Source organism: Neisseria sp. S1, from assembly GCF_048060015.1.
Classification (GTDB): Bacteria; Pseudomonadota; Gammaproteobacteria; order Burkholderiales; family Neisseriaceae; genus Neisseria; species Neisseria arctica.
Window position 1 is genome coordinate 55643 of record NZ_JBLUPI010000011.1, and the last position, 24712, is coordinate 80354.

Here is a 24712-nt window from a genome sequence, read left to right on the forward strand (position 1 = left end):
AGCATCCTGCCAGCCTGAATCACCTTCCCCTTTGTATCTTGCTCGGCCACACATAAAAGAAAAGCACGGAATCTGCCCGGCAGATTCCGTGCTTTTCTTTGCAAAAGTTTGCAGCAAAAAAAATGATTATGCAACAAAAAACCGCCAAACGTACGATGCAGCGTCTCTTTGGCGGTTTTTTGTGTAATTTCAAATACTAGTCGGCGTAAATTTATCGGCTTCGAGGCCATGTGGAATAAGGATGTTTGCTTAAATAGGCATTGGTAAACATGCCGTTTGCAGTAATCTCTTCACCCAGCCACTCAGGGCGTTCGAAAGGGGTACTTTCAGACGGCAATTCCAATTCGGCCACGACCAACGGTACGTTCTCACCAAAATATTCGTCTATTTCGAAAACAAAACCCGCGTATTCGATTTCATAACGGTATTTTTCCAATTTAAACGGACACATAGTATCCATCATCACCTCGGCATGTTCCAAAGGAATTTCATACTCGAACTCACTGCGCGAAACGTCCGAAATATAGCCTTTTAAAGTCAACCATGCCCGGTTGCCGATAATACGCACACGGATGGTTCGTTCTTTCTCCACGCTCAAATAGCCCTGCCGCAATATCTTAGGCGCGCCGGCCAGCGTACGCCAATGATCGTTTTGCAATAAAAAACGGCGCTCGATTTCTACAGTCATGTTTTCAGACGGCCTTGATAGAAAAATTTAGAAAGGTTTAAAGATAACCAAATACAATGCCAGCGCCATCACCACTACCGGAATCTCATTGAATACACGGTACCATTTATGCGAATAGCGGTTACGGTTTTCTTTGAAGTCTGCCAACAAGCGGTAGCAGTAAAAGTGATAGCCGAGCAATATGACGCTCAGCGTTACTTTGGTGTGTACCCAGCCCGAACCCCACCAGCCCGTAACAAACGGAATGGCAAAGCCAAATAGCACCGCGCCGATACCCAAAGGCGTCATAAATTTAAACAAACGCTCCGCCATACCCAACAGGCGTTGGTATTCCCCACGGTTGCCCGCCTCCACCTGAGCCAGGTTGACATAAATACGCGGCAGGTAAAACAAGCCCGCAAACCAAGCGATAATAAAAAAGACATGCAGCAGTTTAAACCACGGATACATTTCAGACGGCCTCTTGGAAAAGATGGGCGTATTGTAGCGTTAAAACGGATAGGATTACAGCGGCATGCGGGTATCGGATTGATATTCAGGAAATCCTCAGCCAGCCCAACATATCATCGGCCATTTTGCTGCCGTAATATAAAAAAAGCGCATAGCTTTCCTGCATCAGAAATTCTCTTTTCTTTCGCGACTCGCTGTAGCGGCTGGTAGGAGTTGCAGAAGTATAAGCATTTATACCCAAATCATCGGCAATCGCAGCGGCACGGGCCAAGTGGTAAGGATCGCTGACAATCACCACGGTTTGGATATCATGGCTGCGTAGCAAAGGGCGGATATTGAACAAATTATGGTAAGTATCGCGCGAGGTGTTTTCAAAAATGATATCGCGGCTGCGCACGCCTTGTTTGATCGCATAGCGGCGTCCTACTTCGGCCTCTGTCATAAAGCCCGGCTTCGGGGACCCTCCTGTAAACACCAGCTTTTCCACCCTGCCGCTCTGATATAGTGCCAAAGCATGGTTGATGCGTTCGCGAAATACAGGCGAAGGGCGCGTATCCCAAGCCGCCGCTCCCAATACAACCGCAGCATCTGCGCGCGTATCTGCCGCCAACGTTTGATTACCGGTGTGCCAAACCTGCCACACGCAATAGGCAAATGCGGCCGACACCAAAAAAAGGCTGAGTAAAAATCCGCGCAATAAGGCATAACGCAAACCGTTACGGCTGCGGGTAAGCGAAAAAACCATATTTCCAAAAACTCACTCGGGCAAAATCGCCTCGATATTTTCCAAGGGCCGGCCTATCGCGGCACGGCAGCCGGCCACTGCAATCGGCCGTTCGAGCAATTGCGGGTATTTCTCAACGGCTTTTAACAAAGCGTGGTTATCTATATCCGGCTGCTCCAAACCCAGCTCGCGGTATAGATCGTCTTTCACCCGCATCATGGCACGGGCATCGGACAAACCCAGTTTATCCATTAAATCGCGCAAATCGGTGATTGAAAGCGGCGTATCCAAATAATCGACGACTTTAGTCCGCAAACCGCGCATCTGTAAAAGAGCCAATGCCGCGCGTGATTTGCTGCACCGGTTGTTATGATAAAGCGTTACATCTGAAGTCATGGTAATTCCTTTCCGACCAAGTCGCCCAAACCGGCCGTTTTTCTCTAAAAACTGCCGCTTAGTCATCATGCGCTTTTCCAGCCCGATTGTAAACCGCTTCATCGCAGGATAGCGACTGTTGTAGAAAGATATTTACCGATCCTCTGTATCCGACAACCGAAATCATCCTTAGAGATTACTCTGCTTTTATCCAACCTATGATTAACAGCTTCTAAACAAGCCGTCTGAAGCGTTACAATAACAACTCCCAAACCTCTTATCCGAATAAGGAAGAAGCTGTGAAAAAAATACTGCCCTTATGTGCCATTTTAATGTCATTAAGCTGCTCCTCCTCTGCCTCAGAACTACAGGAATGGGAGAGCGGGACGCCCCGCGACATGAGCCATCTCAAAGCCCCCGTACGCATTATTAATTTATGGGCAACATGGTGCGCACCCTGTCGTAAAGAAATGCCCGAAATGTCAGGCTGGTACCGCAAACAGAAAAAAGGCAGTGTGGATATGGTCGGTATCGCACTTGACCATCAAGAAAATATTCAAGCCTTCCTCCGCCAAACGCCTGTCAGCTATCCCATCTGGCGCTATACCGGCAACGACAGCCGCGGCTTTATGAAAAAATTCGGCAATAATACGGGCGCACTGCCGTTCACCCTGATAGAAGTTCCCAAATGCGGCTACCGCCAAGCCTTTTTGGGAGAAGCCAACGCCCGCAAACTCGATGAGGCATTAAATACTGCAAAACAAAAATGCCTCTAAGGCTAATACTAAACAATGCCGTCTGAAACTTTGCATTATTTCAGACGGCATCGGTAATATTTACATCCAAACCACATAACGCCCGACAAACTCGGCAGCCAAATCGGCCCCGTCGTACAAACCGCACGCCAGCTCTATCCGCCCCTTTCCCTTCTCCTCCAACATCTGCCTGCACTTTTGCCACGCGACTTCATCGCCCGCCTCCACCTTGCACACCACCCGCAAATTATTCTTCGCCGGTTTCAGATAACGGATATTACTTTCCTGCACCACGATTTTACCTTCGGCCTCGGGCAGCCTGATATGCACCAAAGCCCACGCACATAAAGTAGCCGATAAAACCATACTGCCGCCGAATATACTGTGGTGATGATTGCAATTAGCGACGAAAGGAACATCCAACACCACGCTATCTGGCACACAACTGCCCACGGTAATACCTAAAGCACGGCTGGCAGAGATGTTCGTATGAAGAAAATATTCCAATTGCTGCGCGTTCATTTGCTGACTCCGTTTCCGGCCAGAAGATTCGGGAAGTTTATCCCGAAGGCCGTCTGAATACTTGATAAGTCATTATTTTACGCTAAAATAAAAATATTTTTCCGCCCACGGCAAGCAGTTGATGAACACCACACTTGTTTGGTTCAGGCGAGATTTGCGCCTTTTCGACCACACCGCCCTACAAACCGCCATCCGCCGAGGCTTACCGCTGGTGGGTGTTTTCGTATTCGATACCGATATTCTCAACGGTCTGCCCTCCGATGACCGCCGCCTCACCTTTATCCGCCAATGTCTGACAGAACTGCGCCAATCGCTGGCTGAAAAAAATGTTCCCCTATGGGTTTTATACGGGCGTGCGGAGGATGAAATTCCCGCCCTCGCCAACCGGCTTCAAGCGGCTTCGGTTGTGTGCGCCGAAGACTACGAACCTCAGGCCATCATGCGTGATAACCATGTCTGGCGCAAACTTGATGCCGAAGGGCGCAGCCTGATACGGGTAACCGATCAGGTCGTATTGGCCAAAGCCGCCGTCATGAACCAACAAGGCCGCCCTTACAGTGTATTCACACCTTATAAAAAAGCTTGGCTGGCCGCCTATGCGCAACATTACGCCGGCTGGCAGCCCGCGGACGACTGGCAAACACTGTCGCAACTTCAGTCACGCTTACCCGAAGCCGCACGACGCACGCCACCAATACCCGAATTAGCCGACTTAGGGTTTACTCCCCAACCTCTGGCAATAACCGGCGGGGAAACCGCCGCACAAACCATGTTGACCGATTTTATGCAGCGCATCGCCCTTTATCATATCAGCCGCGACTTTCCGGCGAAAAAAGGCGTTTCCTATCTGGCATCGCATCTACGCTTCGGCACACTATCGATCCGCCATTTGGTTTATCTGGCACGCCAAGCCGATAACGAAGGTGCGCAAACCTGGCTCACCGAACTGATTTGGCGCGAATTTTACCAACAATTCCTGTTCCACCATCCCCGCGTCGCACACGAGAGCTGGCGGGACGAATACCGTGATATCGATTGGCCGAATCCCGAAGGTTTTTTAGAACGTTGGCAAAACGGGCAAACAGGCTATCCGATTGTTGATGCCGCCATGCGCCAACTGGCTGCCAGCGGCTATATGCATAACCGCCTGCGCATGATTACCGCCAATTTTTTGGTGAAAGACCTATTATGCGACTGGAGGCTGGGCGAAGCCTGGTTTGCCCGCCACCTGCTCGACTTCGATTTGGCGGCCAACAACGGCGGTTGGCAATGGGCGGCCAGTACGGGCTGCGATGCCCAGCCTTATTTCCGTATTTTCAACCCGGTTACCCAATCGCAAAAATTCGACCCCGACGGCACGTTTATCCGCCGTTATGTTCCGGAACTCGCCCACTTGGGGAAAGATGTTATCCATGCCCCTTGGCTGGCCAAAAACAGCATCAATACCCACGGCTACCCCGCCCCGATAGTCGACCATGCCGCCCAGCGCGAAAAAGCCCTTGCCTTATTTAAAGATGCCGCCCAACGTTTTCAGACGGCATCTGATGTATAAACTCATGTTGTTAAAAAATATTTAAAAGAAACCAAACCAGCCGCCCCGTACCGGCCATATCAAGAGCACGCGGCATAAGCCATGGCTTTTACAATGCCGTCTGAAAACAGGCAAGCCAACAACCGGCAAAAAACACTGGCAACCGTGTTAACACCATTTTCAGACAGGTTAAAATAAGCCTTCCCGCCTTGTAACCACCGATAATGGAAAGCCTATGAATTCACCCGCCCCGATTTGGCTGCAACCGAAACCCTACAGAAATATCGCCGTATTTACCGCCGTTACCGGCACCCTACTGTTAGCACGGCACAGCCAAAGCCAAGACATCGCCGCTTTTGCGGCAGTCGTATTTCTCTTTGCCGGCGCTATTGTCGCCATTGCGGCCGTCGTATTGGCCCTACGGCTGCGCGACAGCGGTACGGCCATCCAAAGCCTGTTGCTGATGCTTTGGCAAATCGGCTTCCCGCTGGTGTTGATGGCTAAAATTTACCATCAGGCCGGCTGATCCAAACATCCCCAAAGGAAATACCATGCCTACAACTGTTATTCTCGGCGGCGGCCTTTGCGGCCGGCTTCTCGCCATCCGATTAGCCGAACAAGGGATTCAGACGGCCTTATTCGAACAAGGCAGCCGAAGCGGAGAAAATTCCGCCGCCTACATTGCCGCCGCCATGCTGGCGCCTGCCGCCGAATCAGTAGAAGCAACCCCGGAGGTAATTGCGCTCGGATACCAAAGCCTGCCTATGTGGCGCGCTATAATCGAACGTTTGGACACACCCGTTTTTATGCAGCAAAACGGCAGCCTGATTGTCTGGCACAGCCAAGACAAACCGCTGGCCCGACAATTCGAACAACACCTTCACCGTGCAGGCACCGGCTTACAATACTGGCAGGCCAACGATATTGCCGCTGCCGAACCCCAATTGCGCGGGCGTTTTCAAGCCGGATTCTATCTGCCCGAAGAAGGCCAGCTAGACAACCGCCAAATACTCGCCGCACTTGCAAATCAGGCGGAACAACTCGGCGTACAATGCCATTGGCACCGGACAACCGATATCGAAACTTTACAAAAACAATTCGCCTGCGTTATCGACTGCCGGGGTATAGGTGCCAAATCTTCATGGAACAGGCCGTCTGAAAACGGCAGCCGCCTACGCGGTGTACGCGGCGAAGTAGCACGGGTATATGCGCCCGAAGTATCGCTCAACCGCCCCGTTCGGTTACTGCATCCGCGCTATCCTCTCTATATTGCCCCCAAACAAAACAACGTATTCGTTATCGGTGCCACCCAAATCGAAAGCGAAAGCGAAGCGCCCGCCAGCGTACGCTCAGGCTTGGAATTACTATCGGCCCTCTATGCCGTCCACCCCGCATTCGGAGAAGCGCAAATCTTAGAATTTGCCGCCAAACTACGCCCCACCCTCAACCACCATAATCCCGAAATCCGCTACCGAACCGATCGCAGCCTAGTAGAAATCAACGGCCTTTTCCGACATGGTTTTATGATTGCCCCCGCCGTTACCGCCGCCGCCGCCCGCCTGATTGGCGCATTGCAGCATCAGCAAAACATACCTGCACAAGATCCCGAAAGCGGGCTGCTTTTTATTCCGGTACGTGATCAACGCATTTCATAAAACAAAAATAAGCAACACCTAAAAATTTATTAGGATACAATCGATTATTGCTTTATAATAGCAGCCTGCCCACATCAGGTAGACTAGCTCTTTAAATGTTTAAAATGTAAAGAAATGATTAGCTTTGTAAATTGCCTTTTACTTGGAAAAGGTGTTTGCAATTCATTGATTTATAAAAATAAACAACCTGTCTGCGGTTAGAAAAAAGCCCCACAAAATCGGGGATTAAGACTTTTGTAATAGCCTGAGTTGGCATTTTTAACAGTTAGAAAAAAGCCCCACAAAATCGGGGATTAAGACGTCTTAGTAAGTCCGCAATACTATGAATTGCTTTGAGTTAGAAAAAAGCCCCACAAAATCGGGGATTAAGACCTGATGCCGTTTGCCATCTACTACGCCCACCGTGTTAGAAAAAAGCCCCACAAAATCGGGGATTAAGACTTGCAAAGCGTGGCCGATACGCTGAATCCACACTGTTAGAAAAAAGCCCCACAAAATCGGGGATTAAGACAGTTTGTCGCGCACCCACGTTTCCGGTATTTGCAGTTAGAAAAAAGCCCCACAAAATCGGGGATTAAGACTTCGCGTAATTCAACAGGATCAGTTTCATCTATGTTAGAAAAAAGCCCCACAAAATCGGGGATTAAGACCAACTGGCGCGGCACAGCTTAACGAATAGGAAAGTTAGAAAAAAGCCCCACAAAATCGGGGATTAAGACGTACTCTTTTCTAGATGTTTTGCTTTTCATGATACGTTAGAAAAAAGCCCCACAAAATCGGGGATTAAGACGAGCGAGCCTGACTTAACAACCACGTAGTCCGCGTTAGAAAAAAGCCCCACAAAATCGGGGATTAAGACTCAAGCGGTAACAGCTCTTTCGCCCCAAGCTCAAGTTAGAAAAAAGCCCCACAAAATCGGGGATTAAGACGCATTGATATATCCGATACGGCTCACGGTATCGCTGTTAGAAAAAAGCCCCACAAAATCGGGGATTAAGACCTAGTAAAGGTACCTACTCGGTATATACGGCACGTTAGAAAAAAGCCCCACAAAATCGGGGATTAAGACTTTGTAGCAAATGCTGAAGTACCTTTTATTAGAGTTAGAAAAAAGCCCCACAAAATCGGGGATTAAGACCATTAATATTTTACCCGTTTAATTTTATTAATAAGTTAGAAAAAAGCCCCACAAAATCGGGGATTAAGACCAGGTATTGCTGGGCGGTGTAACCGCACACTATAGTTAGAAAAAAGCCCCACAAAATCGGGGATTAAGACTACTCATCATCGACCGATAGTGAACCAGTACCGTGTTAGAAAAAAGCCCCACAAAATCGGGGATTAAGACGTATGTTACTAAATCGTAATCCTCTTCGTATTCCGTTAGAAAAAAGCCCCACAAAATCGGGGATTAAGACCCACGGTAAGCGGCGTTTTGCCGTCTTTGCCGTAGTTAGAAAAAAGCCCCACAAAATCGGGGATTAAGACCTTTATCAACCTTACCCTCAAATAAGTTTTTTACAGTTAGAAAAAAGCCCCACAAAATCGGGGATTAAGACTTTTTTGCCATGATTTTTTGTCCTTAAAAACGGAGTTAGAAAAAAGCCCCACAAAATCGGGGATTAAGACAAGTATTCCCAAACCGAATTAACAGCTTCCTGTGTTAGAAAAAAGCCCCACAAAATCGGGGATTAAGACATATTAACAGTGCCGAATCCTGCAAATTTAACACGTTAGAAAAAAGCCCCACAAAATCGGGGATTAAGACTCATTTTTATCGAATTTATATTCGTCATTTAAAGTTAGAAAAAAGCCCCACAAAATCGGGGATTAAGACTGCTATACGGCTTCCGTATTACCGCCCAGCCATTTGTTAGAAAAAAGCCCCACAAAATCGGGGATTAAGACCCGCTATTGATTCAACCACCATGGTACCAACATTAAGTTAGAAAAAAGCCCCACAAAATCGGGGATTAAGACTAATTTAATTCTACCGTCTGATACAGATTCGATGTTAGAAAAAAGCCCCACAAAATCGGGGATTAAGACTAATTTAATTCTACCGTCTGATACAGATTCGATGTTAGAAAAAAGCCCCACAAAATCGGGGATTAAGACGTCGAAATGAAAGCCGTTGTTTTCGATGTAAAATGTTAGAAAAAAGCCCCACAAAATCGGGGATTAAGACCATCCCAGAGGCTGAAGCTTTGTGGTTAATCAGAGTTAGAAAAAAGCCCCACAAAATCGGGGATTAAGACCTAAAATCTTGCCCTGCAACGCACCCAGCATCAGGTTAGAAAAAAGCCCCACAAAATCGGGGATTGGTCGTTGACCTCAAACAAACTCTGTATTTGCGTCTACCATCCATTCACTCGGGTAAACTATGAATATCCTACTCAATGGTGAAATCATTGATTTTTCAGGGCATACCGTTGCCGACCTGCTGGCAGAGCGGCAGCCCGCCCTGCCCTTTGCCGTTGCCGTCAATACGGCCTTTGTTCCTAAAAACAACTATCACGGACATCCGCTTTACGAAGGCGACCATGTAGATATCGTGCGCCCGGTTGTCGGCGGCTGAACGTCCTCTCGGGAGAAAAATATGCGAGGAAGCTGTTTGTGCGGTGCGGTGCGATATGAAGCAGACCGTATCCAATACATCCAACTCTGCCATTACCGTACTTGCCAAAAAGCCCAAGGTGCGCCTTATATCGCCGGCGGCGCGGTACTGCGTAGCGATTTCCGCTGGCTCTCCGGCGAACACTTACTGTCGGCCTACGAATCCAGCCCGGGAAAATACCGCCGCTTCTGCTCCGTATGCGGCACACCGATTATGAGCGACCGCGAAAGCCTGCCCCATATCGCTCTGCGAGTTACTACGCTTGATGAAGATCCGGGTCTGCGCCCTTCCTATCACATCTGGACGCAAGACGACTGTCCTTGGACGGCCTCATCAAGCGATCTTCCCCAACACACACAATGGCCGCCTGAAAAACAAACATGAGTACGTTGACTCTTTACCAGCAAAATTTCACCAGCCGCCTATTGCTGGGTACGGCGGCATATCCGACTATGGAAATCCTGCGCGCCTCTATCGAGGCCGCTTCTCCGGCTATGATTACCGTATCGTTACGACGGCAAAGCAGCGATGGACAAGCACACGGTCAGGCTTTTTGGCAGCTGCTGCAAGAAATGCGGATTCCTATTCTGCCCAATACCGCCGGCTGCCAAAGCGTGCAAGAAGCGGTAACCACCGCACAAATGGCGCGCGAAGTATTCGAAACCGACTGGGTTAAACTTGAACTGATAGGTGATGACGATACGCTGCAACCGGATGTGTTCCAGCTGGTAGAGGCGGCATCCATTTTGATTAAAGAGGGTTTTAAAGTACTACCCTACTGCACGGAAGACTTGATCGCCTGCCGCAGACTGTTGGATGCCGGGTGCGAGGCTCTTATGCCTTGGGCAGCTCCCATCGGCACCGGCCTGGGCGTAGTACATGAGTATGCTTTACGGGTATTGCGCGAACGCCTGCCCGATACGCCCTTGATTATTGATGCGGGCTTGGGGCTGCCCTCTCAAGCCGCCCAAGTTATCGAGTGGGGCTATGACGCCGTTTTGCTGAATACTGCCGTTTCCCGAAGCGGCAATCCCATTGATATGGCGCGTGCGTTTGCCTGTGCGGTTGAAGCCGGCCGCTTGGCATATGAAGCCGCACCGATTATACCTCGCGAGCAAGCCCAAGCCAGCACGCCCACGGTAGGACAACCGTTTTGGCATTCGGCAGAATATTAAAATTTTCTTTTGATGCTCTTAATACACACATAGGCCGTCTGAAATATATTTCAGACGGCCTATCTATTGAAGCTCTTAAACGGTCAACATGAATAAAGATTTATTTTCGCAAAGTATCGACTACATCAATCATGAATTCCAAGTCCTCCTCTTGCAGCATAGAAAAACCTTCCGGAATACCTAACGAAGATAATAGTGCCAAGCCTTTGGGATGCTTATTCAGATTTACCAGTAAAGGGCGTAGTTTGTCGGCCTCTTCCTGCCATTGCGGCTGATACAGCCATACATGATGGATTTCATTAATACGGCTGTGCAAAATAATTTTTAAGCGGCTAAGAGTAATGCTGCTGAAGTGTGCGGCTACCCTCGCAGATACCACACCGATATCAGCAATACCGCGTACAACCGCCAGAGCAACTGCCAAATAATTGTCTTGTTGCACCAATTTTATATTTGCTTCATCCACGCCTGCCGGCTCAAGCAGGCGTAAAGCTACATAATTGGCATCTTCGTTGGCGCTAACCGCAAGTGTAAATGCTTCTTTTAAGTCTTCTACGCGATTGATTTCAGAGTCTGCCCGGCAGATCAAAACAATTTCATCGGTTGTATTAGGGCGTACCAATGGTAAGTAGCCTTGTTGCCTTACATATGTTTTTGCGGCGAAAGGGTTCACATAAACCATTGCACTCGGTTTGGTTTGCTGATGCTGGGCAACTGCTGCAAAACTTTCCGGCATTACTAAATTAATAGGCAGGCCGCTTTGCCCCTGCAACCAAGTATTCAGCATATACCAAGCGCCAAATTCTTCAGGCATATAGTTGGGAACTACCATCAGACTAAGCATGGTTTTTCTCCTCTGCCAACATCGCCGCATAAACCGGCTCTAGTTCTCGTATCTTGTCGCGGCAGGGCTTACGGCGAATCGAACTGTATCCAAGCAGTTTACCTTTTCGGATATTCGGTAAAACACTGGCGTATACCCAGTAAAATCCTCCGTCTTTACATAAATTCTTGACGTAACCGACCCATGGTTCTCCTCTTCTGATAGTGGCCCATAAATCTGCAAAAGCCGCCTGCGGCATATCGGGATGCCGCAATATCGAATGGGGGGCTCCGATTAATTCTTCCCGCGACCAGCCGCTAATTTCTACAAAAACATCATTAGCATGTGTAATGATGCCGTTCGGATCAGTGCGGGAAACAATTAATGCACCTTCGGGAAACATGTGCTCTTTATCGGTAGTATAAATAATCCGCTCACCGGGATCATCATGGTATTGCTGTATATGTTCTACAACTTCGCTACCGCCTGGATGCGGTACTTTTAGCTTTTCGTCATGAATACTTACCATCATACAGACCCTCTCTAAAAATATTATGTGGCCAACGTTATCTAAAAATTCAGTACTCAAAAATCAAATTGAGGCACCAACTTCGATAACGCATGTTTTGCAGCAAGCAATACCATACCCAGCTTGGTATTGGGATTTGTTGTAATAACCAAAAGTATCGAATCGGTTACCTGGAACAGCAGCATATAGCCGTTATCTGTATGGATAATGGAATATTCCAAAACGCCATGAAGAACTTCTTTAGATGAACGTGTTCCCACTGCCATCATGGCCGCGACCATAGCACCGATTAATTCTTCATCTATGGCCTTATTTGAGGCCGAGGTAATAGGTAAACCGTCACTGGAGACAAGTACGGATGCCGAAATGCCACTATGGCGGATGAGGCTTCTCAACGTCTCTTCTACTTTTTGCATATCCATATTGAATACCTTTATATAATTTAATTACATTGGTTACCATTTGCGCAATAATATAGCTCTCTCTGCAAAATTTATTTGATTTAGCTTAAACAATCACTTCTATAGTGATAAAAAAAATGCCCCGTGTTATTCACACGGGGCATTTACTAGGTAACTAGATTTACCTTATTCTGCTTCCTCAACCTGTTCGGCTACTTCTGCTTCATGATGCGCCTGCCATTGCTGACGGCGGGTACGGTGATAAGTCAGACCGGTACCGGCAGGAATCAAACGACCTACAATCACGTTCTCTTTCAAGCCGCGCAATTCGTCTTGTTTGCCCATAATGGCAGCTTCAGTCAATACGCGCGTAGTTTCTTGGAACGAAGCGGCTGAAATGAAGGAGTCAGTAGACAACGACGCTTTGGTAATACCCAACAGGATATTTTCGAAACGTGCCGGCTCTTTACCTTCTGCCAATGCTTTTTCATTTGCCAACATTACATCGGCACGCTCTACCTGCTCACCGGTAATAAAGCCTGTTTCACCTGCATCCACAATATTTACGCGGCGCAGCATCTGGCGGATGATCACCTCAATATGCTTATCGGAGATCTTCACGCCTTGTAAGCGGTAAACCTCTTGTACCTCTTGTACGATATAGCGTGCCAACGCTTCAATACCTTGCAAACGCAAAATATCATGCGGATCTACAGCGCCATCTACAATGGTTTCACCACGGTTTACCACTTGGCCGTCATGGACCAGAATCTGCTTTTCTTTCGAAATCAGCGTTTCATAAGCCACACCGTCTACGTCGGTAATAATCAAACGCTGCTTGCCTTTGGTCTCTTTACCGAACGAAATAGTACCGGTTACTTCCGCCAACATTCCGACATCTTTCGGGATGCGCGCTTCGAACAGCTCGGCCACACGCGGCAAACCACCGGTAATATCGCGGGTTTTCGAAGAAGCCTGCGGAATACGGGCCAATACGTCACCCTTACCTACTTCCTGGCCTTCACGCACGGTAATCACAGCACCCACAGGGAATGCCATAGATACCGGGGTATTGGTGCCGGGAATACAAACTTCCAGGCCGTTCTCATCCAATAGTTTCACTGTCGGGCGCAACAGCTTGCTGGCGCTCGATGCGCGACGTTTACCGTCAATAACCACCAATGTAGACAAACCGGTTACATCATCGGTTTGTTTGGCAACAGTTACGCCTTCTTCGACGTTTTCGAAGCGTACCAAGCCGGCATGCTCGGTAATCATCGGACGGGTATGAGGATCCCAAGTAGCCAGAGTTTGGCCTGCTTTCACACCTTCTCCGTCTTGCACCAGCAAAATGGCACCGTAAGGAACTTTGTGACGCTCGCGTTCACGACCGATATCATCATGAATAACTACTTCAGACGAACGGCCGATAACAATCAACTCGCCTTTATTATTGGCAACATAACGCATTTGGCTGCTGAAACGCGCGGTACCGTTTGATTTGGCTTCTACTTGGCTTGCAGCAGCAGCTCGAGACGCCGCACCACCAATGTGGAATGTACGCATTGTCAGCTGAGTACCCGGTTCACCAATAGACTGGGCGGCAATCACACCTACAGCCTCACCCGCGTTGACCAGCTTACCGCGTGCCAAGTCGCGACCGTAACAGTGCGCGCACAAACCATAGCGGGTTTTACAAGTAATCGGCGTACGTACTTTAACTTCGTCCACACCGGATTGGTCAATCAGATCAACTAATTGCTCATTGAGCAACGTACCTGCCTCCACTAACGTTTCATTAGTAGAAGGATCTACCACATCGGCAGCGGTTACGCGCCCTAAAATGCGGTCACGCAGAGCCTCGATCACATCGCCGCCTTGTACTACGGCTTTCATAACGAAACCATCGGTAGTACCGCAATCATCTTCAACTACTACCAAATCTTGGGTTACGTCTACTAAGCGGCGGGTCAAGTAACCCGAGTTAGCAGTTTTCAATGCCGTATCCGCCAAACCTTTACGCGCACCGTGGGTCGCAATAAAGTATTGCAATACCGTCAAGCCTTCGCGGAAGTTAGAAGTAATCGGCGTTTCGATAATCGATCCGTCCGGTTTGGCCATCAAACCACGCATACCGGAAAGCTGTTTAATCTGGGCGGCAGAACCACGCGCACCGGAATCGGCCATCATATAAATCGAGTTGAATGATTCTTGCTCGACTTCGTTACCATCTCGATCCAATACTTTTTGTTTCGAGAGGTTATCCATCATCGCCTTAGCAATGCGGTCACCGGCGCGACCCCAGATATCTACAACTTTGTTGTAACGCTCACCGTTTGTTACCAAACCTTGGCGGTATTGGTCTTCGATTTCTTTCACTTCGGCATTTGCTTCGGCCAATAGGCTTGCTTTCTCTTTCGGAATTTCCATGTCGTCAACACAGATCGAAATACCACCTTTAGCAGCGAAGCCGAAACCGGTATACATCAGATGGTCGGCGAAAATAACAGTATCACGTAGGCCACACAACCGGAACGATGCGTTAATCAGCTTAGAAATTTCTTTTTTCTTCAAAGCTTTGTTTACATATTCGAACGGCAAGCCTTTGGGCAGAATTTCACTCAGCAACGCGCGGCCTACGGTAGTTTCATAACGTTTCACCACCGGCTCAAATTCGCCCTGATCGTTTTTCTCCCACTCACGCAAACGCACAGTGATTTTAGTACCCAATTCGACTTGTTGGGTATGGTAAGCACGGTGTACTTCTTTCACATCGGCAAACAAGCTACCTTCGCCTTTACCGTTGATCTTGTCGCGGGTCATGTAGTACAGACCCAATACGATATCTTGCGACGGCACGATAATCGGTTCGCCGTTAGCAGGTGACAATACGTTATTCGAAGCCAACATCAAAGTACGGGCTTCCATTTGCGCTTCCAAGCTCAACGGAACGTGTACTGCCATTTGGTCACCGTCGAAGTCGGCGTTGAATGCCGCACATACGAGCGGATGCAATTGGATCGCTTTACCTTCGATCAGAATCGGTTCGAAAGCTTGAATACCCAAACGGTGCAAAGTCGGCGCACGGTTAAGCATAATCGGATGTTCGCGAATTACTTCCTCGAGAATATCCCACACTTCAGGTACTTCTTGCTCCACCAACTTCTTCGCAGCTTTCACCGTACTGGCCAAGCCTTGCACTTCCAATTTATGGAAAATAAACGGCTTAAACAATTCCAAAGCCATTTTCTTCGGCAAACCGCACTGATGCAAACGCAAGTAAGGGCCTACGGTAATCACCGAACGGCCTGAATAGTCCACACGTTTACCCAACAGGTTTTGACGGAAGCGGCCGCCCTTACCTTTAATCATATCTGCCAATGATTTCAGCGGGCGTTTGTTAGCACCGGTCATGGCTTTACCGCGACGGCCATTGTCTAACAACGAATCGACGGCCTCTTGCAACATGCGTTTTTCATTGCGCACGATAATGTCGGGCGCATGCAGCTCCAACAAGCGTTTCAAACGGTTGTTACGGTTAATTACGCGACGGTATAAGTCGTTCAAATCAGAGGTAGCAAAACGGCCGCCGTCCAGTGGTACCAACGGGCGTAAATCCGGCGGCAATACCGGCAAAACGTCCATAATCATCCACTCAAGCTTCATACCTGAACGTTGGAATGCTTCCAATACTTTCAGACGTTTGGCGATTTTTTTGATTTTGGTATCCGAACCGGTGCTTTCGAGCTCCTGGCGCAGAATTTCGATTTCGGCTGCAATATCCAAATTACGCAACAAATCACGGATACCTTCGGCACCCATTTTCGCATCGAAGTCATCACCGAACTCGTCGATTTTGTTGTAATAATCGTCTTCAGTCAGAAGTTGGCGGCGCTGCAACGAAGTCATGCCGGGATCGGTTACTACAAATGCTTCGAAATACAGGACACGCTCGATATCACGCAAGGTCATATCAAGTACCATACCCAAGCGCGACGGCAGTGATTTCAGGAACCAAATATGTGCAACCGGTGCGGCTAATTCGATATGGCCCATGCGCTCGCGGCGCACTTTTGACAAAGTAACTTCAACACCGCATTTTTCACAAGTTACGCCTTTGAACTTCAAGCGTTTGTATTTACCGCACAAACATTCGTAATCTTTTACCGGGCCAAAGATTTTGGCACAGAACAAACCGTCACGCTCGGGCTTGAAAGTACGATAGTTGATGGTTTCCGGTTTTTTAACTTCACCGTATGACCACGAACGAATGGTTTCAGGAGAAGCGATGCCGATTTTAATGGCATCAAACTCTTCTTCCATGCTTGCGGACTGCAACGGATTAAATAAGTTTGACAAATTCATTTTTGCTCCTTGTGGAACGGTCTGTTTTCAGACGGCCTAAGTTTTCAATATAGGCCGTCTGAAAACCGTTCCGGTATTTAGTAACGTTCCAGATCGATATCCAAGCCCAGTGAGCGAATCTCTTTAACCAATACGTTGAAGGATTCGGGCATACCTGCATCAATTTTGTGTTCGCCTTTAACGATGTTTTCGTACATTTTAGTACGTCCTGTTACGTCATCCGACTTCACAGTCAGCATTTCTTGCAGCGTGTAAGCCGCACCGTATGCCTCTAATGCCCACACCTCCATCTCACCGAAACGCTGGCCACCGAATTGTGCTTTACCACCCAACGGCTGTTGTGTTACCAAACTGTACGGGCCGGTAGAACGGGCGTGCATTTTTTCATCAACCAAATGGTGCAGTTTCAAATAGTGCATCACACCCACAGTAACGCGGCGGTCAAACGCTTCGCCTGAGCGGCCATCGTATAGGGTAATTTGGGTTTTAGTATCGTTGAATCCCAATTTTTGTACTTCCGGATCATCACTCGGATAAGCCAGATCTAGCATTTCCCGGATCTCTGCTTCTTTCGCGCCATCGAATACCGGAGATGCAAAAGTCGCACCGCGTTTCAAGTTGTGTGCCAAAGCGAGAATTTCTTCATCACTTAACTCATCCAGATTTTCCTGTTTACCACTGCTGTTATACAGTTTGTTAAGGAATTCACGGATTTCGCCAACTTTACGCTGCTCAGCCAACATAGCATCGATGCGTTGTCCGATACCTTTGGCCGCCCATCCCAAATGCACTTCCAAAATCTGACCGATATTCATACGGGAAGGTACGCCCAGCGGGTTCAATACGATATCAACCGGACGGCCATCCGCCATATAAGGCATATCTTCTACCGGTAGAATACGCGATACCACACCTTTATTACCGTGACGGCCAGCCATCTTGTCACCGGCTTGCAAGCGGCGTTTGATGGCAATAAATACTTTCACCATTTTTTGTACGCCAGGCTGCAATTCATCACCTTGGGTCAGTTTTTTCTTCTTAACTTCATACAATGCATCCGACTCTTCGCGTTTTTGCTGCAAGCTCAGTTTAATTAACTCCAGCTGCTTAGCCAGTTCTTCATCTGCAACACGCACATCGAACCAGTCGTGCTTGCTCGGTAAGCTTGCCAAATATTCGGCAGTGATCTCGCTTCCCTTCGCAAGCTTCATCGGGCCGCCATTAGCTTTTTGCCCAACAATCATGCGCTCGATACGACTGAAAGCATCGTTATCGAAAATACGCAATTGGTCACTTAAGTCTTGACGATAGCGTTTCAACTCAGCATCAATAATTGATTGGGCACGTTTATCACGCTGAATACCTTCGCGGGTAAATACTTGTACGTCAATTACCGTACCGCTCATACCGGTAGGCATACGCAACGATGTATCTTTTACATCGGACGCTTTCTCACCGAAAATCGCACGCAGTAATTTTTCTTCAGGCGTAAGCTGGGTTTCGCCTTTAGGCGTTACCTTACCAACCAAGACGTCACCGGCCTCAACTTCCGCACCGATGTAAACAATACCACTCTCATCCAAACGGTTTTGCATACGCTCTGAGAGATTCGGGATATCTCGGGTAATATCTTCCGCACCCAGTTTTGTATCACGTGCCACCACATTCAATTCTTCAATATGAATAGAAGTGTAGCGGTCATCTGCAGCAACTTTTTCAGAAATCAGGATCGAATCTTCATAGTTGTAACCATTCCAAGGCATGAATGCGATAGTCATGTTTTGACCAAGCGCCAGTTCTCCCAAGTCGGTAGATGCACCGTCGGCCACCAAATCACCACGTTGCAGTACATCACCTGCTTTGACTGCAGGACGCTGATTGATATTGGTAGATTGGTTGGAACGGGTAAACTTCACTAAGTTATAGATATCTACACCAACCTCGCCGGCAACTGCCTCATCATCATGTACACGGATAACCACGCGGTTAGCGTCCACATATTCCACGACACCGCCGCGACGGGCAACAATGGCAGTTGCAGAGTCAACTGCTACCGAACGTTCGATACCGGTACCTACCATTGGTTTTTCAGCACGCAAACAAGGAACTGCCTGACGTTGCATGTTTGCACCCATCAATGCACGGTTCGCATCGTCATGCTCCAAGAAGGGGATCAATGAAGCCGCTACCGATACAACCTGACCTGTTGCCACATCCATATATTGAACGCGATCAGGAGTTGACATAATGGTTTCGCCTTTTTCACGGCAAGTGACCAATTCGTCTACCAAGCGGCCTTCCGCATCCAACTCGGCATTGGCCTGTGCAATCACAAAACGACCTTCTTCAATTGCCGACAGATAGTCAATTTCATTGGTTACTTTACCATCTACCACACGGCGGTACGGAGTTTCCAAGAAACCATATTCATTGGTGCGCGCATAGACAGACAGCGAGTTGATCAAACCAATGTTGGGACCCTCAGGTGTTTCAATCGGACATACGCGACCATAGTGTGTCGGATGTACGTCGCGCACCTCGAAGCCCGCACGTTCACGAGTCAAGCCACCCGGCCCCAAGGCAGACACACGGCGTTTGTGGGTAATCTCAGACAAGGGATTGGTTTGATCCATAAACTGGCTCAACTGACTTGAACCGAAAAACTCTTTAATTGCAGCAGATACCGGCTTCGCATTAATCAAATCATGAGGCATCAGGTTCTCAGACTCAGCCTGATTCAAACGCTCTTTAACTGCACGCTCTACACGCGCCAAACCACTACGGAATTGATTTTCTGCCAACTCACCCACCGAACGGACGCGTCGATTACCCAAATGATCAATATCATCCACTTCGCCGTGGCCGTTGCGTAACTCCACCAGAGTCGCAATTGAAGCAACAATATCCTCAACGCTCAGTACATAGCCACCTTTATCGGCAGCTCCTGCAAATGTTTCATTCAGCAAGCGCCCGTACCATGAAGCATTTTGTGCCTCAGTTAGTTTTTGTTCATAAGTGCGGGTATTAAACTTCATACGACCCACACGAGACAAATCATAACTCTCTTCATTAAAGAACAAGCGGTTAAATAACAATTCAACAGCTTCTTCAGTAGGGGGCTCACCTGGGCGCATCATACGATAAATCGCAACACGAGCTGCCTGTTGATCTGCAGTTTCATCAGTACGCAACGTATTGGAAATATAACCGCCTTGATCCAATTCATTGATATATAAAGTTTGGATATTAGATACACCATGGATATCCAACTTAGCCAATAGCTCTTCCGCAATTTCTTCATTGGCAGTAGCTAGAACCTCACCGGTATCAGGCACAATAACATCACGCGCCAATACTTTGCCCAGCAAGCTTTCTGCATCTACATCTAAACGCTTCAAACCAGCATTAGTAATATCGCGGATATTTTTAGCCGTGATACGTTTACCCTTGGCAACTAATACATTACCGTCTTTATCAACGATATCTAATTTAGCTGTTTCACCTTTCAGACGGCTTGCAATAAAATCCGTTTGCACACCATTTTTCGATAAATAGAAATTCTCTTTATCGTAAAAAGTATCCAAAATTTGCTCGTCGGAGTAACCCAACGCTTTCAAAAGAATTGTTACCGGCATTTTGCGGCGGCGGTCGATACGGAAGTACAGTAAGTCTTTCGGATCAAACTCGAAATCAAGCCACGAACCACGATAAGGAATAATGCGTGCAGAAAACAACAGCTTACCTGAAGAATGTGTTTTACCGCGGTCATGCTCAAAAAATACACCAGGCGAGCGATGCAACTGAGACACGATCACACGCTCCGTACCATTGATTACAAATGAACCACTGGGTGTCATCAATGGAATCTCACCCATATATACTTCATTTTCGCGGATTTCTTTTACAACATTCGGCTTAGAAGTTTCTTTATCAAAAATCTTCAAACGAATACGGGCGCGCAAAGGAGCCGCATAAGTTATGCCACGCAATTGGCATTCAGGAATATCAAATAGCGGTTCACCCAAAACATAATGTACAAACTCTAGTTGTGCATAACCATTGTGGCTGACAATTGGAAAAATTGACTGGAATGCAGCCTGCAAACCCTCATCGGTACGCTGGTCAAAAGGCTTTTCTAATTGTAAGAATTTGGCATAAGAATCTAACTGGGTTGCCAGCAGAAACGGAACTTCCAAAACATTTGTACGCTTCGCAAAACTTTTACGAATACGCTTCTTCTCGGTAAACGAATAACTCATGGACAACTCTCCAAAAGAGAAAGAATAACAATAAACAGACACTTACATTTATTTACAATCTAAAACTGATTTAAACGTAAATAAATGTAAATATCCGAATATTTATCATTTAAAAGCGAAAGAAGGCTGGCAGATTTCTGCCAGCCTCAATACATAAAATCAAATTATTTGATTTCGACTTTAGCGCCTGCTTCTTCCAGTTGTTTCTGAATATCTTCAGCTTCAGCTTTAGAAACACCTTCTTTAACAGTTTTAGGAGCACCGTCAACCATATCTTTAGCTTCTTTCAAGCCCAAACCAGTAATTGCACGTACTACTTTAATTACGCCAACTTTTTGATCACCAGCAGAAGCCAAGATCACGTCGAACTCGGTTTTCTCTTCAGCAGCAGCACCAGCAGTTGCAGGGCCAGCAACTGCAACGGCAGCAGCAGAAACACCAAATTTTTCTTCAAAAGCTTTAACCAGCTCGTTCAATTCCATTACGGTTAAAGATTCAACTGCATTCAAAATGTCTTCTTTAGTAATAGCCATGCTATTTAAACTCCAAATATTGTATTAAAAATAATCTCAGTGTAACAAACGATTATGCAGCTTCTTCGCTAGCTTTTTTCTCAGCCAACGCAGCCAATGCACGTGCAAAGCCAGAAACAGGAGCTTGCATAACAAACAACAGTTTCGACAACAGCTCTTCACGGCTCGGGATAGATGCAAGCTCTGTTACTTGAGCTACATCCAGCAAATCACCATTGTAAGAACCTGCTTTCAAAACGATTTTATCGTCTTTTTTCGAGAACTGATGTAGTACTTTTGCTGCTGCCACGGCATCTTCTGATGCAGCGTACACCAACGGACCAGTCATTTGATCCGCCAAAGCTGCAAATGAAGTACCCTCAACCGCACGACGAGCTAATGTATTCTTTAGGACACGTAAATATACACCCTCTTTACGAGCATTAGCGCGGAGCTCAGTCATATTGGCAACACTGATACCGCGATATTCAGCAATCACCATAGTTTGAGCATTTGCAATAGCATTGCTAATCTCTTCTACGGCTGCTTTCTTGGTTTCAATATTGAGACTCAAGGTCTACCTCCCACTGTTTAAAAAAAGAAATACCATTTTTTATAGTATTTCACCAGCGCGGCAACCTAAATTTGACATTTCACAAGTGAAGTGGTTTGATTCAGGACTACCGTCTGCGTAGGGCGCAAGCAATTAAATCAAAGAAAGATCCCTACGGTCTTGGACATCTACTTAAAATTTTTAAGTAGCCCATAACAAGCGACTCTATCCAATGAAAAAGCCGCTTGAAAATTCTTAAATTAAGAAATTAACTGTTAACACTTGAAGTATCAACACGAACACCCAAACCCATAGTGCTAGATACAGCTACTTTCTTCAAGTATTGACCTTTAGCTGCAGCTGGCTTGGCTTTAACAACAGCATCAAGCAAGGCATCAAAGTTTTCACGCAGATCAGTTTCGGCAAAAGACGCACGACCAATAGTTGCATGCACAATACCTGCTTTATCAGTACGGTATTGAACCTGGCCAGCTTTCGCATTTTTAACTGCTTCTGCAACATTAGGCGTTACCGTGCCTACTTTAGGGTTCGGCATTAAGCCACGGGGACCTAAAATAGTACCCAACTGACCTACAATGCGCATTGCATCTGGAGAAGCAATTACAACATCAAAATTCAGATTACCAGCCTTTACTTCAGCCGCCAAATCTTCAAAACCTACAATATCTGCACCAGCTTCTTTAGCTGCATCAGCATTAGCACCTTGAGTAAATACAGCGACACGAGTGGTTTTACCCGTACCTTTAGGCAGCACAACCGAACCACGGATAACTTGATCAGATTTACGCGGATCAACACCCAAATTAAACGAAACGTCTACAGATTCATCAAACTTGGCAGTTGCTGCTGATTTTACTAATGAAATAGCTTCATCAATCGAATACAGCTTATTTGCTTCAACAGAAGCGCGTAATGCTTTTAAGCGTTTAGATACCTTCGCCATGATTAAGCCTCCACATCCAAGCCCATTGAGCGGGCGCTACCTGCAATGATACGCACACACGCATCTAAATCAGCACCAGTCAAATCAGGCTGCTTCGTTTTAGCAATTTCTTCCAACTGAGCACGAGTTACCTTACCAACTTTATTAGTTAGCGGATTAGAGCTACCTTTTTGCAAACCTGCTGCCTTTTTCAACAAAACAGAAGCAGGAGGGGTTTTCATTACAAAAGTAAATGATTTATCCGCAAAGGCAGTAATCACAACAGGTATTGGCAAGCCAGGCTCCATACCTTGAGTTGCAGCATTAAATGCTTTACAAAACTCCATAATATTTAAACCACGCTGACCCAAAGCAGGACCAACCGGAGGTGATGGATTGGCTTTGCCTGCAGGGATCTGCAGCTTAATGTAGCCTACAATTTTTTTTGCCACTTTAAATTACTCCTAAATAAACGGGTATAACGCGAGACACTCGCTCCCCAAAAACAGACCGAAAATTATAGAATATATTCAATCTTTTTTCAAGCAAAACAACTACTCATTCAAACAAACTTTTAGTTCAAATTTTTTCAACTTGATTAAATTCAAGTTCAACAGGAGTTTCTCGCCCAAAAATTTGTACAGATACACGCAATTTATTACGCTCGTAATTAACTTCATCAACTATGCCATTAAAGTCTGCAAAAGGTCCTTCATTGACACGCACTTGCTGCCCAACTTCAAACTCAACTTTAGGTTTCGGCTTATCAATACCGGAACGTACTTGTTGCAAAATAGCATCAACTTCACGCTGAGAAATCGGAGTAGGTCGATTAGCCGTACCGCCAATAAAACCTGAAACTCGAGGTGTGCTCTTCACTAAGTGCCAAGAATCATCAGTCATTTGCATCTCCACAAGTACGTAACCCGGGAAAAATTTACGCTCACTAATGGTTTTACGGCCATTCTTAATATCAACAACTTCTTCAACAGGAACCAAAATCTGCCCGAAATAATCCTCCATACCCTCTCGAGCAATACGTTCTTTTAAGGTTTTTTGCACATTTTTTTCAAAGCCGGAATAAGCCTGCACAACATACCAACGTTTAGACATTTTTATCCCCTCTTCAACAGAATATCAAAAAATAACCAAGAAATCAGCGCATCTACCAAGTAGATAAAGACTGACAACACGGCAACAAATGCAATGACAAACATAGTCATTCGAACTGCATCATTACGCGCCGGCCAAACAACCTTTTTAAACTCCGATACCGAATCATGTACATACCGGATAAAGCTTCGGCCAAAACCGCACCAATAAAAAATTATAATCAAACCAAGCACTACACCAAATACAGGAAATAATGCCCTAATATAATTTGGATAATTTGCAAAACCATAAAAAGCCCACAAACCACCCAAAACCAAAGCAATTGCAATACCAAGCTTAAAGATATCAACCAGTTTGCCCGCCCCCCGAGGTTCTTGTCGATCTACTGACCGACTATCAACTCTCGCTGGGCCTCTAGGTACCAAACCATCTTCCGGCGGCGTATTGTCTGTCATTCTGCACCCATTTATAAAAAGAAAACTAACCGGCATAAGGCCGGTTAGTTTTTTATTTGGCAGGCCAGGAGGGTCTCGAACCCCCAACCCTCGGTTTTGGAGACCGATACTCTACCAATTGAGCTACTGGCCTCAAACTAGATTAAGCGATTACGGTAGAAACAACACCTGCACCTACAGTACGGCCACCTTCGCGAATCGCAAAGCGCAAGCCTTCTTCCATCGCGATCGGAGCAATCAGCTCTACGGTAATAGCCACGTTTTCAC

The 24712-nt window shown here is 46.8% G+C and carries 23 protein-coding genes, 1 tRNA gene, 1 pseudogene and 1 CRISPR repeat array; of the genes and pseudogenes, 7 read left to right on the top strand and 18 right to left on the bottom strand.

The annotated features are described in order from the left end of the window. Nucleotides 1–211: 211 nt before the first annotated feature. From ACEPPX_RS09155 to arsC, 4 genes are all read right to left on the bottom strand, one after another. Nucleotides 212–688, bottom strand: a complete 477-nt coding sequence (locus ACEPPX_RS09155) for a CYTH domain-containing protein (protein WP_416623766.1) — start codon at nt 686–688, stop codon at nt 212–214. A 27-nt stretch (nt 689–715) separates the two neighbouring features. Further along, the gene (locus ACEPPX_RS09160; protein WP_416623767.1) at nt 716–1138 is read right to left on the bottom strand and encodes a CopD family protein; all 423 of its coding nucleotides are present in this window, start codon (nt 1136–1138) and stop codon (nt 716–718) included. Between the two features lie 85 nt (nt 1139–1223). Beyond that, on the bottom strand, nt 1224–1883 hold the full coding sequence (locus tag ACEPPX_RS09165; RefSeq protein ID WP_416623768.1) for a YdcF family protein: 660 nt from the start codon (nt 1881–1883) through the stop codon (nt 1224–1226). Between the two features lie 12 nt (nt 1884–1895). Continuing rightward, nucleotides 1896–2258: an arsenate reductase (glutaredoxin) gene (gene arsC / locus ACEPPX_RS09170; RefSeq protein WP_416623769.1), complete on the bottom strand. Its 363-nt coding sequence runs from the start codon at nt 2256–2258 to the stop codon at nt 1896–1898. A gap of 311 nt (nt 2259–2569) precedes the next feature. Here arsC and ACEPPX_RS09175 point away from each other — a divergent pair, with 311 nt between their 5' ends. After that, nucleotides 2570–3013 carry a TlpA disulfide reductase family protein gene (locus ACEPPX_RS09175; protein WP_416623785.1) on the top strand — a complete coding sequence of 148 codons (444 nt, stop codon included), beginning with the start codon at nt 2570–2572 and terminating at the stop codon, nt 3011–3013. Between the two features lie 60 nt (nt 3014–3073). Here ACEPPX_RS09175 and ACEPPX_RS09180 read toward each other — a convergent pair whose 3' ends face one another. Beyond that, nucleotides 3074–3514, bottom strand: coding sequence for a YiiD C-terminal domain-containing protein (locus ACEPPX_RS09180; RefSeq protein ID WP_416623770.1), 441 nt, complete (start codon nt 3512–3514; stop codon nt 3074–3076). Between the two features lie 121 nt (nt 3515–3635). On the opposite strand from ACEPPX_RS09180, the gene ACEPPX_RS09185 reads away from it, so the two are divergent. The 6 genes from ACEPPX_RS09185 to ACEPPX_RS09210 all read left to right on the top strand — a co-directional run bounded on the left by ACEPPX_RS09185 (nt 3636) and on the right by ACEPPX_RS09210 (nt 10492). After that, nucleotides 3636–5066, top strand: a complete 1431-nt coding sequence (locus ACEPPX_RS09185) for a cryptochrome/photolyase family protein (RefSeq protein WP_416623771.1) — start codon at nt 3636–3638, stop codon at nt 5064–5066. 214 nt (nt 5067–5280) lie between these two features. Next, nucleotides 5281–5571 carry a hypothetical protein gene (locus tag ACEPPX_RS09190; RefSeq protein ID WP_416623772.1) on the top strand — a complete coding sequence of 97 codons (291 nt, stop codon included), beginning with the start codon at nt 5281–5283 and terminating at the stop codon, nt 5569–5571. Between the two features lie 25 nt (nt 5572–5596). Continuing rightward, the gene (locus ACEPPX_RS09195; RefSeq protein WP_416623773.1) at nt 5597–6700 is read left to right on the top strand and encodes an FAD-dependent oxidoreductase; all 1104 of its coding nucleotides are present in this window, start codon (nt 5597–5599) and stop codon (nt 6698–6700) included. Between the two features lie 196 nt (nt 6701–6896). Next, a CRISPR array of direct repeats spans nt 6897–9028; the repeat unit is 36 nt; unit sequence GTTAGAAAAAAGCCCCACAAAATCGGGGATTAAGAC. 55 nt (nt 9029–9083) lie between these two features. Next, entirely contained in the window at nt 9084–9278 is a 195-nt protein-coding gene (gene thiS, locus ACEPPX_RS09200) for a sulfur carrier protein ThiS (protein ID WP_416623774.1), read from the top strand. Nucleotides 9279–9299: 21 nt separating this feature from the next. Next, nucleotides 9300–9701: a GFA family protein gene (locus ACEPPX_RS09205; RefSeq protein WP_416623775.1), complete on the top strand. Its 402-nt coding sequence runs from the start codon at nt 9300–9302 to the stop codon at nt 9699–9701. Beyond that, a complete protein-coding gene (locus ACEPPX_RS09210; protein WP_416623776.1) occupies nt 9698–10492 on the top strand; it encodes a thiazole synthase in 795 nt (264 codons plus the stop codon). Before ACEPPX_RS09205 ends, ACEPPX_RS09210 begins: the two co-directional genes overlap by 4 nt. A 100-nt stretch (nt 10493–10592) precedes the next feature. Here the strand turns inward: ACEPPX_RS09210 and ACEPPX_RS09215 are convergent, their stop codons facing one another. The 13 genes and pseudogenes from ACEPPX_RS09215 to ACEPPX_RS09275 all read right to left on the bottom strand — a co-directional run. Next, entirely contained in the window at nt 10593–11336 is a 744-nt protein-coding gene (locus tag ACEPPX_RS09215) for a phosphate/phosphite/phosphonate ABC transporter substrate-binding protein (protein WP_416623777.1), read from the bottom strand. Further along, the gene (locus ACEPPX_RS09220; RefSeq protein WP_416623778.1) at nt 11329–11847 is read right to left on the bottom strand and encodes a PAS domain-containing protein; all 519 of its coding nucleotides are present in this window, start codon (nt 11845–11847) and stop codon (nt 11329–11331) included. Before ACEPPX_RS09220 ends, ACEPPX_RS09215 begins: the two co-directional genes overlap by 8 nt. Nucleotides 11848–11900: 53 nt before the next feature. Next, on the bottom strand, nt 11901–12266 hold the full coding sequence (locus tag ACEPPX_RS09225; protein WP_047761755.1) for a roadblock/LC7 domain-containing protein: 366 nt from the start codon (nt 12264–12266) through the stop codon (nt 11901–11903). A gap of 165 nt (nt 12267–12431) precedes the next feature. Beyond that, the gene (rpoC, locus tag ACEPPX_RS09230) at nt 12432–16610 is read right to left on the bottom strand and encodes a DNA-directed RNA polymerase subunit beta' (RefSeq protein ID WP_416623779.1); all 4179 of its coding nucleotides are present in this window, start codon (nt 16608–16610) and stop codon (nt 12432–12434) included. A 77-nt stretch (nt 16611–16687) separates the two neighbouring features. Continuing rightward, nucleotides 16688–20869, bottom strand: a complete 4182-nt coding sequence (rpoB, locus tag ACEPPX_RS09235) for a DNA-directed RNA polymerase subunit beta (RefSeq protein WP_416623780.1) — start codon at nt 20867–20869, stop codon at nt 16688–16690. Nucleotides 20870–21033: 164 nt separating this feature from the next. Further along, complete coding sequence (rplL, locus tag ACEPPX_RS09240; RefSeq protein WP_047761758.1) at nt 21034–21402, bottom strand: 50S ribosomal protein L7/L12; 369 nt, start codon at nt 21400–21402, stop codon at nt 21034–21036. A 52-nt stretch (nt 21403–21454) separates the two neighbouring features. After that, nucleotides 21455–21955 (bottom strand): 50S ribosomal protein L10, encoded by a 501-nt coding sequence (rplJ, locus tag ACEPPX_RS09245; protein WP_047761759.1) that lies wholly within the window; start codon nt 21953–21955, stop codon nt 21455–21457. Nucleotides 21956–22202: 247 nt separating this feature from the next. Then, the gene (gene rplA / locus ACEPPX_RS09250; protein ID WP_047761760.1) at nt 22203–22898 is read right to left on the bottom strand and encodes a 50S ribosomal protein L1; all 696 of its coding nucleotides are present in this window, start codon (nt 22896–22898) and stop codon (nt 22203–22205) included. A 2-nt stretch (nt 22899–22900) separates the two neighbouring features. After that, nucleotides 22901–23329 (bottom strand): 50S ribosomal protein L11, encoded by a 429-nt coding sequence (gene rplK / locus ACEPPX_RS09255; RefSeq protein WP_416623781.1) that lies wholly within the window; start codon nt 23327–23329, stop codon nt 22901–22903. Nucleotides 23330–23456: 127 nt separating this feature from the next. Continuing rightward, on the bottom strand, nt 23457–23990 hold the full coding sequence (gene nusG / locus ACEPPX_RS09260; protein ID WP_416623782.1) for a transcription termination/antitermination protein NusG: 534 nt from the start codon (nt 23988–23990) through the stop codon (nt 23457–23459). A gap of 2 nt (nt 23991–23992) precedes the next feature. Continuing rightward, nucleotides 23993–24481, bottom strand: coding sequence for a preprotein translocase subunit SecE (gene secE, locus ACEPPX_RS09265; protein ID WP_416623786.1), 489 nt, complete (start codon nt 24479–24481; stop codon nt 23993–23995). Nucleotides 24482–24502: 21 nt separating this feature from the next. Next, a tRNA-Trp gene (locus tag ACEPPX_RS09270) sits at nt 24503–24578 on the bottom strand. A 9-nt stretch (nt 24579–24587) separates the two neighbouring features. Continuing rightward, nucleotides 24588–24712: pseudogene (locus ACEPPX_RS09275) on the bottom strand (elongation factor Tu); the annotation flags it as partial.

What these genes read in the sequence shown, in the direction of transcription:
- ACEPPX_RS09155 (WP_416623766.1), bottom strand. Translation starts at nt 688, where the DNA reads ATGACTGTAGAAATCGAGCGCCGTTTTTTATTGCAAAACGATCATTGG.
- ACEPPX_RS09160 (WP_416623767.1), bottom strand. Translation starts at nt 1,138, where the DNA reads ATGTATCCGTGGTTTAAACTGCTGCATGTCTTTTTTATTATCGCTTGG.
- ACEPPX_RS09165 (WP_416623768.1), bottom strand. Translation starts at nt 1,883, where the DNA reads ATGGTTTTTTCGCTTACCCGCAGCCGTAACGGTTTGCGTTATGCCTTA.
- arsC (WP_416623769.1), bottom strand. Translation starts at nt 2,258, where the DNA reads ATGACTTCAGATGTAACGCTTTATCATAACAACCGGTGCAGCAAATCA.
- ACEPPX_RS09175 (WP_416623785.1), top strand. Translation starts at nt 2,570, where the DNA reads ATGTCATTAAGCTGCTCCTCCTCTGCCTCAGAACTACAGGAATGGGAG.
- ACEPPX_RS09180 (WP_416623770.1), bottom strand. Translation starts at nt 3,514, where the DNA reads ATGAACGCGCAGCAATTGGAATATTTTCTTCATACGAACATCTCTGCC.
- ACEPPX_RS09185 (WP_416623771.1), top strand. Translation starts at nt 3,636, where the DNA reads ATGAACACCACACTTGTTTGGTTCAGGCGAGATTTGCGCCTTTTCGAC.
- ACEPPX_RS09190 (WP_416623772.1), top strand. Translation starts at nt 5,281, where the DNA reads ATGAATTCACCCGCCCCGATTTGGCTGCAACCGAAACCCTACAGAAAT.
- ACEPPX_RS09195 (WP_416623773.1), top strand. Translation starts at nt 5,597, where the DNA reads ATGCCTACAACTGTTATTCTCGGCGGCGGCCTTTGCGGCCGGCTTCTC.
- thiS (WP_416623774.1), top strand. Translation starts at nt 9,084, where the DNA reads ATGAATATCCTACTCAATGGTGAAATCATTGATTTTTCAGGGCATACC.
- ACEPPX_RS09205 (WP_416623775.1), top strand. Translation starts at nt 9,300, where the DNA reads ATGCGAGGAAGCTGTTTGTGCGGTGCGGTGCGATATGAAGCAGACCGT.
- ACEPPX_RS09210 (WP_416623776.1), top strand. Translation starts at nt 9,698, where the DNA reads ATGAGTACGTTGACTCTTTACCAGCAAAATTTCACCAGCCGCCTATTG.
- ACEPPX_RS09215 (WP_416623777.1), bottom strand. Translation starts at nt 11,336, where the DNA reads ATGCTTAGTCTGATGGTAGTTCCCAACTATATGCCTGAAGAATTTGGC.
- ACEPPX_RS09220 (WP_416623778.1), bottom strand. Translation starts at nt 11,847, where the DNA reads ATGATGGTAAGTATTCATGACGAAAAGCTAAAAGTACCGCATCCAGGC.
- ACEPPX_RS09225 (WP_047761755.1), bottom strand. Translation starts at nt 12,266, where the DNA reads ATGGATATGCAAAAAGTAGAAGAGACGTTGAGAAGCCTCATCCGCCAT.
- rpoC (WP_416623779.1), bottom strand. Translation starts at nt 16,610, where the DNA reads ATGAATTTGTCAAACTTATTTAATCCGTTGCAGTCCGCAAGCATGGAA.
- rpoB (WP_416623780.1), bottom strand. Translation starts at nt 20,869, where the DNA reads ATGAGTTATTCGTTTACCGAGAAGAAGCGTATTCGTAAAAGTTTTGCG.
- rplL (WP_047761758.1), bottom strand. Translation starts at nt 21,402, where the DNA reads ATGGCTATTACTAAAGAAGACATTTTGAATGCAGTTGAATCTTTAACC.
- rplA (WP_047761760.1), bottom strand. Translation starts at nt 22,898, where the DNA reads ATGGCGAAGGTATCTAAACGCTTAAAAGCATTACGCGCTTCTGTTGAA.
- nusG (WP_416623782.1), bottom strand. Translation starts at nt 23,990, where the DNA reads ATGTCTAAACGTTGGTATGTTGTGCAGGCTTATTCCGGCTTTGAAAAA.
- secE (WP_416623786.1), bottom strand. Translation starts at nt 24,481, where the DNA reads ATGCCGGTTAGTTTTCTTTTTATAAATGGGTGCAGAATGACAGACAAT.